General features: G+C 34.1%; 15 protein-coding genes, 6 tRNA genes and 1 pseudogene. 19 read left to right on the top strand and 3 right to left on the bottom strand.

Annotated features, from left to right (window positions below; genetic code table 11):
• The first annotated feature begins 42 nt into the window (after positions 1–42).
• From ACFHWD_RS08930 to ACFHWD_RS08905, 6 genes and pseudogenes are all read left to right on the top strand, one after another.
• Positions 43–1,392, top strand: a complete 1,350-nt coding sequence (locus ACFHWD_RS08930; protein WP_378061451.1) for an ABC transporter substrate-binding protein — start codon at positions 43–45, stop codon at positions 1,390–1,392.
• Positions 1,393–1,424: 32 nt separating this feature from the next.
• Positions 1,425–2,129, top strand: coding sequence for a glycerophosphodiester phosphodiesterase (locus ACFHWD_RS08925; RefSeq protein ID WP_179978199.1), 705 nt, complete (start codon positions 1,425–1,427; stop codon positions 2,127–2,129).
• A 34-nt stretch (positions 2,130–2,163) separates the two neighbouring features.
• Positions 2,164–3,040 (top strand): annotated as a pseudogene (locus ACFHWD_RS08920) (ABC transporter ATP-binding protein); the annotation flags it as partial.
• Between the two features lie 218 nt (positions 3,041–3,258).
• Positions 3,259–4,026 (top strand): IclR family transcriptional regulator, encoded by a 768-nt coding sequence (locus tag ACFHWD_RS08915; RefSeq protein ID WP_150356480.1) that lies wholly within the window; start codon positions 3,259–3,261, stop codon positions 4,024–4,026.
• Positions 4,027–4,092: 66 nt separating this feature from the next.
• A complete protein-coding gene (locus ACFHWD_RS08910) occupies positions 4,093–4,980 on the top strand; it encodes a dihydrodipicolinate synthase family protein (protein WP_179978197.1) in 888 nt (295 codons plus the stop codon).
• Between the two features lie 38 nt (positions 4,981–5,018).
• Positions 5,019–5,999: a D-glycerate dehydrogenase gene (locus tag ACFHWD_RS08905; RefSeq protein ID WP_150356482.1), complete on the top strand. Its 981-nt coding sequence runs from the start codon at positions 5,019–5,021 to the stop codon at positions 5,997–5,999.
• Between the two features lie 169 nt (positions 6,000–6,168).
• Here the strand turns inward: ACFHWD_RS08905 and ACFHWD_RS08900 are convergent, their stop codons facing one another.
• The gene (locus ACFHWD_RS08900; protein WP_150356483.1) at positions 6,169–6,462 is read right to left on the bottom strand and encodes a hypothetical protein; all 294 of its coding nucleotides are present in this window, start codon (positions 6,460–6,462) and stop codon (positions 6,169–6,171) included.
• Positions 6,463–6,675: 213 nt separating this feature from the next.
• Here ACFHWD_RS08900 and ACFHWD_RS08895 point away from each other — a divergent pair, with 213 nt between their 5' ends.
• The 3 genes from ACFHWD_RS08895 to ACFHWD_RS08885 all read left to right on the top strand — a co-directional run bounded on the left by ACFHWD_RS08895 (position 6,676) and on the right by ACFHWD_RS08885 (position 10,371).
• Complete coding sequence (locus tag ACFHWD_RS08895; protein WP_150356484.1) at positions 6,676–8,079, top strand: NAD(P)/FAD-dependent oxidoreductase; 1,404 nt, start codon at positions 6,676–6,678, stop codon at positions 8,077–8,079.
• Between the two features lie 70 nt (positions 8,080–8,149).
• On the top strand, positions 8,150–9,436 hold the full coding sequence (locus tag ACFHWD_RS08890) for an adenylosuccinate synthase (RefSeq protein ID WP_150356485.1): 1,287 nt from the start codon (positions 8,150–8,152) through the stop codon (positions 9,434–9,436).
• 179 nt (positions 9,437–9,615) lie between these two features.
• Positions 9,616–10,371 carry an acyl-[acyl-carrier-protein] thioesterase gene (locus ACFHWD_RS08885; RefSeq protein WP_150356486.1) on the top strand — a complete coding sequence of 252 codons (756 nt, stop codon included), beginning with the start codon at positions 9,616–9,618 and terminating at the stop codon, positions 10,369–10,371.
• A gap of 18 nt (positions 10,372–10,389) precedes the next feature.
• Here ACFHWD_RS08885 and ACFHWD_RS08880 read toward each other — a convergent pair whose 3' ends face one another.
• The gene (locus ACFHWD_RS08880; protein WP_150356487.1) at positions 10,390–11,619 is read right to left on the bottom strand and encodes an NAD(P)/FAD-dependent oxidoreductase; all 1,230 of its coding nucleotides are present in this window, start codon (positions 11,617–11,619) and stop codon (positions 10,390–10,392) included.
• 164 nt (positions 11,620–11,783) lie between these two features.
• Here ACFHWD_RS08880 and ACFHWD_RS08875 point away from each other — a divergent pair, with 164 nt between their 5' ends.
• From ACFHWD_RS08875 to ACFHWD_RS08840, 8 genes are all read left to right on the top strand, one after another.
• Entirely contained in the window at positions 11,784–12,164 is a 381-nt protein-coding gene (locus ACFHWD_RS08875; protein WP_150356488.1) for a CoA-binding protein, read from the top strand.
• Positions 12,165–12,178: 14 nt separating this feature from the next.
• Complete coding sequence (locus ACFHWD_RS08870; protein ID WP_150356489.1) at positions 12,179–12,994, top strand: pyruvate, water dikinase regulatory protein; 816 nt, start codon at positions 12,179–12,181, stop codon at positions 12,992–12,994.
• Positions 12,995–13,309: 315 nt separating this feature from the next.
• Positions 13,310–13,384 (top strand) — tRNA-Glu (locus ACFHWD_RS08865).
• A gap of 104 nt (positions 13,385–13,488) precedes the next feature.
• Positions 13,489–13,565: transfer RNA gene (locus ACFHWD_RS08860), tRNA-Asp, on the top strand.
• A 128-nt stretch (positions 13,566–13,693) separates the two neighbouring features.
• Positions 13,694–13,768: transfer RNA gene (locus ACFHWD_RS08855), tRNA-Glu, on the top strand.
• A gap of 9 nt (positions 13,769–13,777) precedes the next feature.
• Positions 13,778–13,853 (top strand) — tRNA-Val (locus ACFHWD_RS08850).
• 19 nt (positions 13,854–13,872) lie between these two features.
• Positions 13,873–13,949, top strand: a tRNA-Asp gene (locus ACFHWD_RS08845).
• Between the two features lie 5 nt (positions 13,950–13,954).
• Positions 13,955–14,030, top strand: a tRNA-Thr gene (locus ACFHWD_RS08840).
• Positions 14,031–14,085: 55 nt separating this feature from the next.
• On the opposite strand, the gene ACFHWD_RS08835 is transcribed toward ACFHWD_RS08840, so the two are convergent.
• On the bottom strand, positions 14,086–14,646 hold the full coding sequence (locus ACFHWD_RS08835) for a TetR-like C-terminal domain-containing protein (protein ID WP_150356490.1): 561 nt from the start codon (positions 14,644–14,646) through the stop codon (positions 14,086–14,088).
• A gap of 135 nt (positions 14,647–14,781) precedes the next feature.
• Between ACFHWD_RS08835 and ACFHWD_RS08830 the strand changes: the two genes are divergently transcribed.
• Both ACFHWD_RS08830 and ACFHWD_RS08825 read left to right on the top strand, forming a co-directional pair.
• Positions 14,782–15,510 carry an ABC transporter ATP-binding protein gene (locus ACFHWD_RS08830; protein ID WP_150356491.1) on the top strand — a complete coding sequence of 243 codons (729 nt, stop codon included), beginning with the start codon at positions 14,782–14,784 and terminating at the stop codon, positions 15,508–15,510.
• On the top strand, positions 15,507–16,526 hold the full coding sequence (locus ACFHWD_RS08825; protein ID WP_229981231.1) for an ABC transporter permease: 1,020 nt from the start codon (positions 15,507–15,509) through the stop codon (positions 16,524–16,526). The genes ACFHWD_RS08830 and ACFHWD_RS08825 overlap by 4 nt, the downstream gene beginning before the upstream one ends.
• The last annotated feature ends 8 nt before the right edge of the window (positions 16,527–16,534 follow it).

Raw genomic sequence — 16,534 nt, 5'->3', positions numbered from 1 at the left:
ATAAAAAATATGCCAATAATTAATTTTGAGAGGAGAAAAATAATGAAAAGGAAATTCATAAGTTTATTATTAGCTTCGTTGATGGTAGGAGGTATTTTTACCGGATGTGGAAGCAACAATTCAGGTCAATCCTCAGGATCCGGCAAAACTGTTCAGATTACATTCTGGCATTCCATGTCAGGTAAAAACGGGCAGGCACTTACCAAAATGGTCAATGATTTCAACAGTTCCCATAAAGACATTAAAGTCAATGCGCAATTTCAAGGGAAATACGATGAGGCTATAAATAAATTAAAGAGTGCGGAGAGAGCAAAAAATGGGCCTGATGTTATGCAGACCTATGATATAGGTACCAGATTTATGATAGACAGCGGATGGGTAAAGCCCATGCAGGATTTCATAGACAGTGAAAAATACGATATATCCAGCTTGGAACCTAACATAGCAGGATATTATACTGTGAACAATAAATTGTACTCTATGCCGTTTAATTCATCAACTCCAATACTTTACTACAACAAGAATGCTTTTAAAGCTGCAGGGCTGGATCCTGAAAACCCTCCTAAGACATTTTCAGAACTGGAAAGTGCAGCGGCAAAGCTTACTAAGAAGGACGCTTCAGGGAAGGTAACTCAGTATGGTTATGCAATGGCCATATATGGATGGTTCTTTGAACAATTCATAGTTAAGCAGGGACAAAATTATGCAAATAATGGCAATGGTAGAGAAAAAGCTCCAACGGCTGTGGAGTTTGATAAAAATGGAGCAGGCGTAAAAGTATTGGATGAATGGCAGAAACTAGTTAAATCCGGTAATGCAGCTAACTTTGGAAGAAATGAAGATGATACGGAAAATGCATTTATAGCAGGCAAGACAGCTATGTACATTGAATCTACAGCAGATTTGTCGGCTGTACTAAGTAGCATAGGAGGAAGATTTGAAGTAGGAACTGCAGCTTTACCATCTTTTGATGGAATAAAGGACGGCGGTGTATCAATAGGAGGAGCCTCATTGTGGGCACTTGACAGCAAGGACACTGCCAAGGAAAAAGCAACCTGGGAATTTATAAAGTACACGGTGTCACCGGAAGAGCAGGCTTACTGGGCCAGTCAGACAGGATATTTCCCTGTTACCAAAAAAGCTTATGATGTTCAGACAATGAAGGATAATCTGAAGAAAAAACCTCAGTTCCAGACAGCCATAGATCAACTTCATAATTCTCCTTCCACAGCTAAAGGTGCACTTATGTCTGTATTCCCGGAGGCAAGACAGACTGTTGAGACAAATATAGAGCAGATGCTTCAGGGTAAACAATCTCCGGAAGAGGCTGTTAAGAATTCGACAGACAGCATAAATTCGGCTATAGAGAAATATAATCAGAATAACAAGTAATATATGAGGAGAAAAAGGAGAGTACAGTGGTAATGGTCAAAACTTTAAATATTGCACACAGAGGATTCAGCGGAATGTATCCTGAAAACACCATGCAGGCTTTTAGAAAAGCAGTGGAAACAGGTGCGGATGGAATAGAGACAGACCTCCATATCACAAAAGACGGCGCAATAGTTCTCTGTCATGATGAGACAATAGACAGGACTACGGATGGAACCGGGTTCATAAAAGATTATACTTGTCGGGAGCTTATGAAGTTCAATGCCGGACATGGAGAAAGAATTCCAAGTTTGGATGAGCTGTTGGATTATATGAAGGATAAAAATCTTCTCCTAAATCTTGAACTTAAAAATGATATTGTACATTATAAGGATTTAGAAAAATATACAATAGACAAGATTCATCAATATGGATTAGAAAAAAATGTGATAATATCATCTTTCAATCATTATTCTATGCAGAAAGTAAAAGAGTATGACAGCAGTATTAAGACAGGGCTGCTGTATGGATTACCCATTCATAAACCGGGAGAATATGCAAGGAGGATAGGGGCTGATGCACTCCATCCTCTCTTTTCCCTTATTATGGATAAGGATATAATTGGCGATATAAAGGAAAATGGTATACTTATAAATACCTATACTGTAAATAAGGAAAGTGATATGAAAAAGCTTATTCATTTGGGAGTAGATGGTATAATAACGAATTATCCTAATGTGCTTAAAAAATTAATTTAGGAAATGATGTCTAAAAGGAAGGAGTATAGTAAAGATGGCGAATTTATCCCTGCGGCACATATGCAAAACTTATTCAGGTAATGTTGACACCATTAAAGATTTTAATCTGGAAATAAAGGATAAAGAATTTATAGTATTTGTAGGACCTTCAGGCTGTGGAAAGTCCACTGTTCTTAGAATGATTGCAGGGCTTGAGGAGATAACCGGTGGAGAGCTCTATATAGATAATCAGCTTGTAAATGGAGTGACTCCTAAGGATAGGGATATTGCTATGGTATTTCAGAACTATGCATTGTACCCGCATATGACTGTTTATGATAATATGGCCTTTGAACTTAAAATGAGAAAAGTACAAAAACTTCAAATAGATCAAAAAGTAAAAGATGCTGCTAAAACGTTGGATATATATGATTTGCTTAAAAGAAAACCTAAGGAATTATCAGGTGGACAAAGACAGAGAGTGGCTATGGGGAGAGCTATAGTCAGAAATCCAAAAGTATTTTTAATGGATGAACCTTTGTCAAATTTGGATGCCAAATTGAGAGTTCAGATGAGGACAGAAATATCAAAACTTCATAAGAAGCTTCAGACCACCTTTATATATGTAACCCATGATCAGACAGAGGCAATGACACTGGGTACAAGAATCCTGGTAATAAAGGACGGGGCTATACAAACAGGTGGATACTCCGCAGGATATATACAATCACCCTAAAAATGTATTTGTGGCAGGATTTATTGGAAGCCCGCAGATGAATTTCATAAATTCCAAATTGGATCATGTAAATGAAAAACTTGCAGTTTTATTCGAAGGAGAACAGATAATTCTGCAGGATGGCATGTCAAATGTTCTGGAAAAGAAGGGTTATGTGGGTAAAAATATTATAATTGGAATAAGACCTGAAAATATAAGAATACCTGGAGAAAAGACAGAAAATGAATGTCTGGTTTTTGATATGGACACGCGATTAACAGTATTGTAGTATGATTTTCATAGTTAAAATTTGAGATCACGGCTAATTTTTAAATAATGGCCGTGATTTTATTATTGACATTGGGATAGTAAATATTTATAATGTATTTAAAATATGGAATAGCGTTTCATATATAGAATAGTGAGGTGAATTGTTTGAACAAGGCAATTTTAAGAGGCTTAGATATTTTAAAATTTATCGGTGAAAGGGAAGAACCTGTTACTATAGCTGAATTAAGTAGAAGCCTGAATATACCTAAAACCAGTGTGTTTAATATTGTAAATGCACTGGTTGAAAGAGATTTTCTCTCGATAAAGGATAAAAAGTTGAAGAGCTATGAATTGGGTATTGGTGCATTTAAGCTTGGAAGTCTATATTTAAATAAAACCGAATTGATTAATATTGCAGATCCCATCTTAAAATTGGTAACTGATAATATAGGGGAAACTGTATTTTTAGCAGTAGTAAACAATAATGAGCTTGTATATATAGATAAGAAAGAATCAAAAAAAGCATTGAGAACAACTGCTGATTTGGGATCAATCATGCCTCTCTATTCTACAGGTTTAGGGAAAGCTATTTTGGCTACTTATAGTGAAGCAGAAATTAGTGAATATCTATCCAAAGTTAAATTGATACCAAGGACTAAAAGTACATTGGTAAATCCTGAAGACTTGCTAAAAGATTTAGAGGCAACGAGAAAAAGAGGGTATTCCATATCTGATGAGGAAAATGAAGATGGTATATTCTGCATAGGCGTTCCGGTATATAATAATGTAGGAAAAGCTATAGCTGCAGTATCTACTTCAAAATTGAAAGTTAAAAAATATGATGAAAATGTGGAAGAAAACAAGAATTTTATAATAAAGGCAGCTTTAGAAATTTCAAAGAAACTTGGATATACAAGAGAAAAATTATTTTGAGATAATAAGCTAAAAGCATATTATATATAAAAATAATTCTAAGGATAAAATGAGGAGGAAGTTTTAATGTTTAAAGGAATTTATACACCAATGGTCACTATTTTTGATGATAAGGGAAGTGTTAATAAAGAAGCTACTAGGATTTTAATTGAAAAGTTAATTTCTAATGGCATTGATGGTATTGTAGCTCTTGGAAGTACGGGAGAATTTTTTAGTATGTCGCTTGAGCAGAGAAAAGATTATGTGAAATTTGTATGTGAAGTTATTGCAGGGAGAGTTAAGTTTATAGTTGGGACAGGCTCCAATAACATAGAAGAAGTGCTGGAATTAAATAAGTTTGCAGAGAGCATAGGTGCGGATGCAGTTTTGATTGTAACTCCTTATTATTTTAGTTTAAATGATCAGCATCTCTATGAATACTATTCTATAACAGCCAGAAATACAAAATTGCCTATATTGTTATATAATTTTCCAGATAGAACAGGGACTAATTTATCACCTGATCTTGTGTTTAAACTGGCCGTTGATTTTGATAACATTGTTGGTATAAAGGATACCATTGATTCCATAAGCAATGTAAGAAAATATAGTGAAAAATTCAAAAATTCCCAAAGTGGTTTTTCTATATTTTCAGGATTTGAAGAATACCTGATACCCAATTTACTGTCACAGGGTTCAGGGATTATAGGGGGACTTACAAATATAAATGCCAAAATATTTATTGATGCTTATAAAGCATTTCAGAAAAAGGATGTTGACAAATTGATGATCTGTCAGGGCAAGATAAATAAATTGATGGGAATATATAATCTCATGGATCCATTTATGATAACATTGAAAGAAGCAGTAGGTATGCGTTTAAATATAAATATTAATACATCTTTAAAAAATTACAGTATCGAAGCAGATGAAAATATAAAAAATAAAATAAGGGAATTTATAAATATAAAATAAAAAGGGATAAAAATATTGAAAGATTAAGGAGGTAAGTTATGGATAGGCCTAAAGTATTTATAGCAAAGCCTGTTCCTAAAGAGGTGGAAGAGTTTATTGCTAAATATTGTGACTATAAAAAATGGGATTCCGATTCAGAAATATCTGAAGGGGAACTCATTAAAAATTTAAAGGATGTTGAAGGCCTCTTAACTTCAGGAACTAAAATCAATGATAGAATTTTGGCACATTCACCTAGGCTTAAAGTTGTTAGTGATATTTCTGTCGGATATGATAATTTTGAAATAAATGCTATGAAACAAAGGAAAGTGATAGGAACCAATACACCTTTTGTATTAAATGAAACCGTGTCAGATCTTATAATGACTCTTATTATGTCTACGGCTAGAAGAATCTCTGAATTGGATTCCTATGTAAAAAAAGGTAAATGGAAAAAAGATATTGACAGCAATCTTTTTGGAGTGGATATAAATCATGCCACTTTGGGAATCATAGGAATGGGTAGAATAGGTGAATGTGTGGCCAGAAAGGCAAAGTTTGGTTTTAACATGAATGTTTTATACCACAATAGAAATAGAAGGTTAAATATTGAAAATGAACTAGGTGTACAATATGAAAGCCTTGATGATTTACTTAAAAAGTCTGATTTTATTTCAGTAATGGTTCCATATAATAAGAATACCTATCATATAATTGATTATAAAGAATTTGATCTAATGAAGAAGTCAGCGATTTTCATAAACGCTTCTAGAGGGCAGACGGTTAATGAAAAGGCATTGGTGGATGCTTTAAATAACAATAAAATACTTGCTGCAGGACTGGATGTTTATGAAACAGAACCAATAGATCCTGAAAATCCTCTTTTAAAAATGACCAATGTTATAACTTTGCCTCATATTGGTTCAGCTACTGCGAAAACTCGTTTTGATATGGCAATGCTTGCTGCGGAAAATTTAGTAAAAGCAGTACTTGGAAAGACTGTACCCAATATGGTACCTGAATTGAAAGATTTAGTATAGATTTTTTTGTGCCAAGTTTTGTCTATTATAATAGTGAATTTATATTTTTTAACTTCTACGGGTATAAAAGCAAGAGATGCTTTGAATTAGTTTATGGTAGTTCAAAGCATCTTTTATTTATTTAAATGATATGGGTTGATAGTATAATGTAAATGAAATAAGCTTTTATTTAGTAATCCCAATCGTCAAAATCAAATGGAAATATGATTGGGAATATCACTGGACCAAATCCAGGATAATATGGACGTCTACGTCTGCGCCTTCTCCTGCGCCTTCTTCGGCCGTGTTGTCTGTATGCTGAGTCAAGATCAATTGGCTCTTCTATGCTTTCATCGTCATATTGGTCCGCTGCAGACGGAGCATAGGGACAATTGTAAAGGGGGCAATAATAGGGGTAAGTATTTCTAGTATAATCATAATTTTCCATGGATTCCTCGTTGATATCTTTATTGTCGTTGTTCATTAAATACCTCCATAAAATTTACTACAATAATATATTATGGAAATAGAGCTAAAATTGTTAATAAAATTATAATGTAAAGTTGTAATTTTTATTTAACTAAAAGTGTATACTTTGAAAATTTACGAATTTTTATTCAAAATTCATGAAAAATATTCGTATATTTTGTTGACTGGAGCGTCTAATTTTGATACCATGTTGAAGGAGGGATGCTACTTGAAAGAAAAATATGATGTTGTAATAGTTGGAGCTGGCCCTGCAGGAATATTTACTGCTTTGGAAATTACTAAACTTAATAGGAACATGAGTGTATTGATAATTGATAAAGGGCGAAATATAGAAAACAGGAAATGCCCTGCGAGAACGACTGGAAAATGTATGAATTGCAATCCATGTGGTATTACTTCTGGCTGGTCAGGTGCAGGAGCTTTTTCTGATGGAAAGCTTTCACTGAGTCCAGAAGTAGGAGGAAGGATTTTAGAGTATTTTTCAGAAGATGAATGTAAGAAATTAATAAAATATTGTGACGATATATATCTAAAATTTGGAGCCAATAAAACTGTATATGGATTAAATAATGAAAAAGTAGATAAAGTGAAATATGAAGCAAGCAAATATAATATAAGGCTTATAGAATGTCCGGTTAGACATTTGGGAACGGAATTAGCCTATGATGTATTGAAAAAAATGTATTATCATCTTTTAAATAATATAAATATAGAATTCAGTGAGCTTACCACGGTGAAGGATATATTGGTTGAGAATGGTGAAGTTATAGGGGTAGCTATTAAAAATAAAGATGGAGAAAAAAATATTCTGGCAGATTATGTAGTAGTGGCTCCAGGTAGAGGTGGTGCAGAGTGGTTTGCAGTTCAGTCCAAAAGACTGAAATTAAAAACCACCAACAATGCTGTAGATATAGGAGTAAGAGTGGAAGTTCCAAATTCTATAATGGATAACCTTACAAAAGATCTATATGAGGCAAAACTTATATATTATTCAGACACTTTTGATAATAAAGTTAGAACTTTTTGCATGAATCCAGGAGGAGTTGTATCGGAAGAACATTATGATGGTACCATAGCTGTAGTAAATGGACACAGCTATGAGGAAAAAGAGCTCAGAACAGAAAATACTAATTTCGCTATGCTGGTTTCTACATCTTTTACAGAACCGTTTAATCAACCCATAACCTACGGTAAATATATTGCGAAACTTGGGAACATGCTTACGGGAGGAGGGATTATGGTTCAAAGACTGGGAGATCTGTTAAATGGAAGGCGAACAGATTATTCAAGACTTAAGAAATCCACTACTATACCAACTTTAAAATCAGCAGTTCCTGGGGATTTAAGTTTTGTATTACCCCAGAGATATTTGACATCTATAGTTGAAGCATTAAAAGCTTTTAATAATGTTGCACCAGGACTTTACAGTAAAAACACACTGCTCTATGGTGTAGAAGTAAAATTTTATTCCAGCAAATTTGAAACCAATGACAAATTTGAAACATCTATAAAAAATTTATATGCCATAGGAGATGGTGCCGGAATTACAAGAGGGCTTATGCAGGCCTCGGTAACTGGAGTAGTAGTGGCTAGGGATATAACTAAAAAATAGCTAAAATATCTGCTTCTATTATAATTATTTATTTAAATATTAACCTATATAAAAAGGGGAGGAAATTCTTATGTCAGCATTTATTGTTTTGGGAGCCCAATGGGGTGATGAGGGAAAAGGTAAAATAACAGATTACCTTGCTAAAAATTCAGATGTTGTTGTTAGGTTTCAAGGTGGCAGCAATGCAGGACATACGGTTGAAACAGGCGGCAAACAATATAAACTTCATCTTATACCGTCGGGAATACTTTATGGGGATAAAATCAATATAATAGGTAATGGCGTGGTACTTGATCCAAAAGCTTTATTTGAAGAAATAGACTATTTGAAAAAAGCATATGTTAATATATCACCTCAAAACTTAATTATTAGCGATAGAGCCCAACTTGTGATGCCCTATCATAAAGTTTTAGATGGTATTAAAGAGAGGTCCAGAGGCAAAAAAGATATAGGCACGACAGGAAAGGGAATTGGACCTTGTTATACTGATAAAATGGAGAGAAGCGGTATAAGAATATGTGATCTCATACATCAAGATGTATTCGAGGAAAAACTGAGGGAAAATTTAAAAGTAAAAAACGATATAATAACAAAGGTATATGGAGAAAAGCCTTTGGAATTTGACTCGATATACAATGAGTACATTAATTATGGAAAAGCATTGGAACCTTATGTAAAAGATATATCAGTAGAGGTTTATAGAAATATAAAAGATGGAAGAAAAGTATTATTTGAAGGAGCACAGGGAACTCTGCTGGATGTGGATTATGGCACTTATCCTTATGTTACCTCTTCCAGTACTATTGCAGGAGGAGTTTGTATTGGTTCAGGGATTGGACCTACTGTGATAACGGGTGCAGTAGGTGTGGCAAAAGCCTATACTACAAGGGTAGGAAAAGGTCCTTTCCCCACAGAACTTTTTGATGAGACAGGAAATTGGCTTAGGGAAAATGGTCATGAATATGGAGTTACTACGGGTAGAGCCAGAAGGTGTGGATGGCTGGATTTGGTGATACTTAAGACCAGCGCCAGACTTTCGGGACTTACAAGTTTTGCAATTACTAAAATAGATACTCTGGCAGGACTTGAAAAAGTAAAAGTATGTATAGGGTATAAGCTTAATGGAAAGGTTATAGATTATGTACCTGCAAGTCTAGAGGATTTGGCTAGATGTGAACCCGTATACGAAGAATTTCAAGGGTGGAACAGGAGTATAGAGAATGCAAGGACCTATGATGAATTACCAGGTGCTGCTAAAAAGTATTTGAGTAAAATAGAAGATTTCACAGATACAAAGATATCTATAGTCTCTGTAGGACCAGGTAGGGATCAAACAATAGATGTAAGCCATATTTAAAGAATTAGTTTATATCATCTTTAAGTAAGTTTTTGTAATAAGACTTATTTAAAGATGATATCTTATTCTATGGAAAAAGTGAATATTGTATTATAATATTAATTATAGTATGTGGCTGGAGATGAAAATAAATTTATCTATTATATTTTAAATATTACAATTGAGGGGAATGAGAGATAATGAATAGATCAATTGCTGAAAAGGAATATGAAGTGAACTACTATGAAATAGATTATAAAGAGAGGCTGCTTATAACCAGTCTTGTGAATTACTTTGGAGATATAGCTACCAAGCATTCTGAAAATGTTGGAGGTGGACTGAGTTATTCGAGGAAAAATGGAGTGGCATGGGTGCTGTATAAGTGGAATATAGATATAAAGCACTACCCTGAATATGGTCAAAAAATCAGGGTGAGGACCAATGCCTGCTCTTTTAGAAAATTTTATGGTTACAGAACTTTTGAAGTATTTGATAAAGAAGACAATATGATAGCAAAAGCCAATTCAATATGGCTTTTAATAGATACCAATAAGAGAAAAATATTGAGAATAACTGAAGATATGTATAAAATTTTTGGATTGACGGAAAAGGACAATAAGCCTCTATTAATCAAAAATGTGAAATTACCTAAAAAATTTACCATAGAAAAAAGTTTCAATGTAAGATATAGTGACATAGATACCAACAAGCATGTCAATAATGTAAAATATATAGATTGGATTTTGGAAACTATTCCTCTGAATATAATACTTGAATACAACATAAAGCACATAAATATAACTTATGAAAAGGAAGCACTATACGGTGAAAAAATAAAGATATTTACTGAATTAAAAAAACAAGATGAAGGTTATATATCTTTACATAAAATTATTGATAACAATGGAAAGGAATTATCTGTAATAGAAGCTATTTGGGATGCCAATGAAAAATAAGAGAGAAATGCTGATGAATTATGATTCAGCAGCACTTGTCCCTGCTACAAAACCAGAACTCCATGCCCATTGTAAATTAAAACCACCACAGCATCCATCTACATCTAGTATTTCACCAGCTAGGTATAGATGTTCTATTTTTTTAGATTCAAGTGTATTATAGTCTATTTCATCAGTACTGACACCGCCGCAGGTGACCTGTGAATTTTTAAAGGAATTAGTATCGTATACCATGAATTCCCAGCATTTCAACAAATTGCATATGCTCTTTTTTTCACGCCAACTCAGCTCATAACAGGGCTTATGGATGTCATTTACTGCAGCTTCTTTTAAAAGTATTGGTATTATTTTTTTGTTTATTATTCCTATAAGTGAGTTATAAACGCTCCTGTAATTGAAAGTTCCCCAATGGTTTTCTAAAAATTCTAACAGACTTTCTCTTTTTAAATCTGGAAGCATGTCAATTCTGATCTTTACGGATCTTTTATTCAATAAATTACAGGAAGCTATACGGCTTATTTCCAATATAGGAGGACCTGATATGCCGTAGTCTGTAAATAGAATTTCGCCGTATTCTCGCTGCTGTATCTCATTATCTACTAATATCTCAACGTATCCATTGAATTTTACCCCAGATAGAGCTCTTAAGTGATCGTATCTTAATTTTAACTGCACCAGGGCGGGAAGAGGGGTTATTATACTGTGGCCTAAATTTTTGCATATATTAAAACCTGAGCCGTCAGAACCAGTATGGGGAGCAGATTTACCACCAGTGCATAATATGATTTTGTTGCATTTATAAACCTTATCACGGCAAAAAAGTTTAAAATATTTTTTATCGCGAATTATATCAGTAACTTTGGAATTTAAATAAATTGGTATATTTCTATCTTCAATTGCCATTCTTAATATATCCAGTACAGATGAGGCTTGAAGGGAAAGAGGATACATTTTTCCGTTTTCCAGAGTTGTTAGAGGAAGTCCTAGAGAATCAAAAAATGTGATTGTGTCCCTAACGGAAAATTTATTTAAAATATTTTTAACAAAATCAAGATTTCTACTGTGATATTTAGTGAAAATTATATTTTTATTTGTTATATTACATCTGCCGTTTCCAGTAGATAAGATCTTATTGCCCATCCTATTTTTGGATTCTAATATTGCCACATCTTTTCCATTGTCCTTTGCAGTAATTGATGCCATAATGCCAGAAGCACCTGCACCAATTACAATTATATTATGAAACAAAAGGTATACCTCCTTTTTAATAAAGCCTATAGTGTATATTTTAACTTACTTATGATATTTTTAGTATAGTTTATAATTATAAATTGCCATAAAATATATATATTTATGGAGAATTGTTTATAATAATATTAAGAATGAAATTATTTTATGAGGAGTGTATGAGTATGAAAGCTTCTAATTTTCTCTATTATAAGAATTGGGCGGTGATTGGAAATGTTTCTACGGAAGGGAAATATGCCTTTAAAATAGTAAATTCTCTAAAAAATTCAGGATATGATGTGATTGGAATAAACCCCAGAAATATTGCTGGAGATACTCACGAATATATAAAAAAGGCATTTTCAAAGATCCATGTACTGGATTTGTGTATAAATCCCAGCAAAGGAATTGATATAGTTAAGATAGCAAATGAAGCGGGAGTGGATAAGATATTAGTACAACCTGGAGCAGAAAGCCAGGAAATATTGGACTTTTGCAATAATAACGGAATAGATGCTGTCTGTGGATGTGCACTTGCAGAATTATCTAAAAGACATCAAAGGTAGGAGGGTTTTAATTTATGTTAAAAATATATGCAGTATCCGATTCCATAGGTGAGACTGCAGAACTTGTAGCTAAAGGAACTGCCTGTCAATTTTATTCTGATATAGAAGTGCATAGGGTACCGTATATAAAAAGCTGTAGTGATGTAAATAAATTTATAAATGGCTTGGATAGCAAAGAAAATATTATGATCATATCTACTATCGTACTTGTAGAAGTGAGAGAATTTTTAGTTCAGAGGTGTATAGAATCTGGTATACCTGTAAATAACATCTTAGGGCCCTGTATAAGTATGGCATCTAGGCTTTTAAATAAGATACCTGAATACAGGCCGGGTGCTGTATGGGAAATAGATTCCCGGTACTATAAAAAGATAGAGGCAGTGGAATTTGCTATTAGGTATGATGACAGTAAGGATAATTCGGGCATAAGATATGCTGATGTAGTATTATTGGGACTTTCTAGAACTTCTAAGACTCCACTTTGTATGTATTTAGCTAATAAAGGAATAAAAGCTTTGAATATACCACTTATGCCGGAAGTACCGATACCAGAGGAACTGTTTCAAGTTGATAGAAAAAAGATTGTGGCTCTTACTATAGATCCTATACATCTGATAGAAATAAGAAAACATAGAATGGATAGATATAATATGATGTCTACAAAATTGAAGTATGCTGATGAAGAGAGAGTTCTTCAGGAATTGGAGTTTTCGGACAGGCTTATAAAGAAATTACACTGCAAAGTAATAGACGTGACAAAAAGAGCTATTGAAGATACCGCCCTTATTATAATGGAGTATATAGGGTATGTAGGTACAAAAAACTATTAAGGTAAGCAGAAAGTTGAATAATTAATTTTAAACTCGAAGATTTTCTTAAAGTGTTGATATATAAGGATTTTAGAGAAAATATAGGGAAATGAATCTTATAATCTGGGAAAAAGGTGTTGACACTTTAAAGAATATTTTGTATTATAGACTATGTCAGGTCGCAGGGATATAACATAGAAGAATGTATAANGGATTTTAGAGAAAATATAGGGAAATGAATCTTATAATCTGGGAAAAAGGTGTTGACACTTTAAAGAATATTTTGTATTATAGACTATGTCAGGTCGCAGGGATATAACATAGAAGAATGTATAAGGCCCCTTGGTCAAGTGGTTAAGACACCACCCTTTCACGGTGGTAACAGCAGTTCAAGTCTGCTAGGGGTCACCACAATTATATGGGTACATACTCAGCTAAATGAGTATCTGCCTTATAAGCAAGATACTCATAATAGTTTGAGTGCCGTGGGTCTGCCATGTGGAGCTTTTTAATGTGGCTCAGTAGCTCAGCTGGTTAGAGTGCCGGCCTGTCACGCCGGAGGTCGAGGGTTCGATACCCTTCTGAGTCGCCATGTATACAAATATCTATATATTTGTAGAGCAAATAATGAATTGACTTAAATGAGAAGTCTACTCTAGAAGGGAGGCTTACTCATTTAAGTTGAGGATTGTAATGTGTTTTTTAATTTTATAAAATAAGGGCCCCTTGGTCAAGTGGTTAAGACACCACCCTTTCACGGTGGTAACAGCAGTTCAAGTCTGCTAGGGGTCACCACAATCATATGGGCGCATAGCTCAGCTGGGAGAGCATCTGCCTTACAAGCAGAGGGTCACAGGTTCGAGCCCTGTTGTGCCCACCATGTGAAATTGTTTTAATGTGGCTCAGTAGCTCAGCTGGTTAGAGTGCCGGCCTGTCACGCCGGAGGTCGAGGGTTCGATACCCTTCTGAGTCGCCATGTACGCTGGCATAGCTCAGTTGGTAGAGCAACTGACTTGTAATCAGTAGGTCGTGAGTTCGAAGCTTACTGCCAGCACCATGGATAGGTTTTACAGTACTTAGCTGTAAAGCCTATTTTTTATTTAAATACATTATTATCTTATATTAAAAGGTCCTTTAAACAGTACTTTGATCATCAAGCCTATTAGTTCTTCCGGATCTGTTTTCATTCCTGTTTCAACCCAATATGTTATAACTCCTATATTCGCAGAAGATATGTATTCCAGCAGATATTCATTTAAATTTCCTACATTTCTCTTTTCTGCTTTGAATTTTATAGAAAGTTTCTTTTTCATGGTACTTTTTATCTTGTATGTAAATAGATTATCTCCATTTTTACCAAGGAGAGCTTTAAAATAATTACTGTGCTGTTTTATGTAGTTGAATATTTTTCTTATGGTTTCTAAAAAAATATCAAGATCCTGCTGTTTATGGATTATAATATTTTCTGTTTTTATTATATTTACTAAGTCGGAAAGTAATCCTTCCTCTATTTCTTCCAACAGATTATCTATATTTTCATAGTAATTGTAGAATGTTCCGCGGTTTAAACTGGATTTCTGGCATAGTTCCTTTACGCTTATTTTGTTTATAGGCTTATGTGTATATAGTTCAATAAAGGTGTCTTTAAGTAACTGGTTTGTTTTTGAAGTCATGGATGCTCACTTCGCTTTCAGTTGAATTCATTAACATTTTACACGTAAAGTAAAATAAAAATCAACAGAATTGGAGAAAATGTTTATTATGTAGAGTCATCCCTGTAGTATAATCAGCATATGAGGAGGAATACTATGGAGCATAGTTCTTATAGTGTAGTAGTTCAAAATGTAGATAGATGCTTTGGAAAGCATCAAATACTTTACAATATAAACTTGAAAGTGACCTGTTCACAGATCTTCGGACTTCTAGGACCTTCAGGTTCAGGCAAGACAACTCTAGTTAAAATGATCGCGGGAATTGATGTGCCTACAAAGGGACAGGTTTATGTACTGGGAGAGGAAATGCCTAAACTTTCAATGATGAATAAAATTGGGTATATGGCACAGTCTGATGCCCTTTATGGAGATATAACTGCAGAGGAAAATCTGAAGTTTTTTGCTGCCATGTACAATATATCTAAAGAAAATTGTACAAAGCGTATTGATGAAGTCATGGAATTGGTAAATTTATCTGAACATTTAAAGAAGAAAGTCAATCAATATTCTGGTGGAATGAAGCGGCGTCTGTCACTGGCTATTGCAATGTTAAATCAGCCTTTAGTACTTATTTTGGATGAGCCTACAGTAGGCATCGACCCTGTGCTTCGGAAATCTATATGGAATGAGTTGGACAGGTTAAGCAAAGAGGGTACTACCATCATAATTACAACTCATGTGATGGACGAAGCTGATAAATGTGATAACCTTTGCATGATACGTAATGGAAGGGTAATTGCAGCAGGCACTCCTGATGTGCTTAAAAAAAATACTGATTCCAATACAATAGAAGAAGCCTTTCTGTACTATGGAGGTGCTAAATGATGAGAATTGCCGCACTTACTATACGTATCTTGCGTCAGCTTAGAAATGACCGGAGGACTATTGCACTTATGATATTGGCACCTATTTTTGTATTGACGTTGATGTCATATATTTTTAATGGAGTTCAGTATGATCCAAAAATAGGCGTTATAAATGCACCTGAGAGCTTTATAGACAGATTGGAGAGCAGGTATGCAGTTGTAGGCAGGTACAGCGAAAGTGAAGCAGATATGCTTATAAGAGAATCAAAATTGGATGCGGTCATAAATTATAAGAGAGGAATTCCATATATTACGCTTGAGGGAAGCGATCCGGGGAAAAGCAAAGCAGTTATTGTACTGGTTCAAAACAGTATTCAAGATGCAAACCTAGGTATTAAACCAGATGTAACTTATTTATATGGTTATGAGAATATGACTTCATTTGACAATTTTGGACCTATACTTATTGGTTTCTTTGTGTTTTTCTTTGTATTTTTAATATCTGGAGTTTCTTTTCTAAGAGAACGTACCCAGGGAACTCTTGAGAGACTGCTTGCTACTCCAATACGTAGATGGGAAATTGTACTGGGATATATTTTGGGGTTTGGTATTTTTACTATAATACAGGCAGCTCTTATAGCCTGGTTTTCAATCAATGTTATAAATATGATGATGGTGGGATCTTTTATTTTAGTACTTATAATTACATTTCTAACTGCCATGGTAGCATTAACTATGGGAACTGCTCTATCTGCATTTGCGGAAAATGAACTTCAGATGATACAATTTATACCACTTGTTGTAGTTCCGCAGGTGTTCTTTTCCGGGCTATTTGATATGAGTACTATGGATACCTGGCTTCAAGTAATTGGGAAATTTATGCCGTTGTACTATTCAGCCGACGCCTTAAAACAGATCATGATACGGGGCAGGGGAATGGCTTCGATCTGGACAGATATTTTTATTTTAATAGGGATTTGTATGGTTTTTATTGTATTAAATATATTGGCACTCAAAAAATATCGCAGAATTTAAAATAGAAT

Origin of the sequence: Clostridium sp. MT-14 (genome assembly GCF_042436595.1) — a bacterium.
Lineage (GTDB): Bacteria > Bacillota > Clostridia > Clostridiales > Clostridiaceae > Clostridium_B > Clostridium_B aromativorans.
The sequence above is the reverse complement of the archived record's forward strand: the minus strand, read 5'-3'. Positions and strand labels throughout refer to the sequence as shown.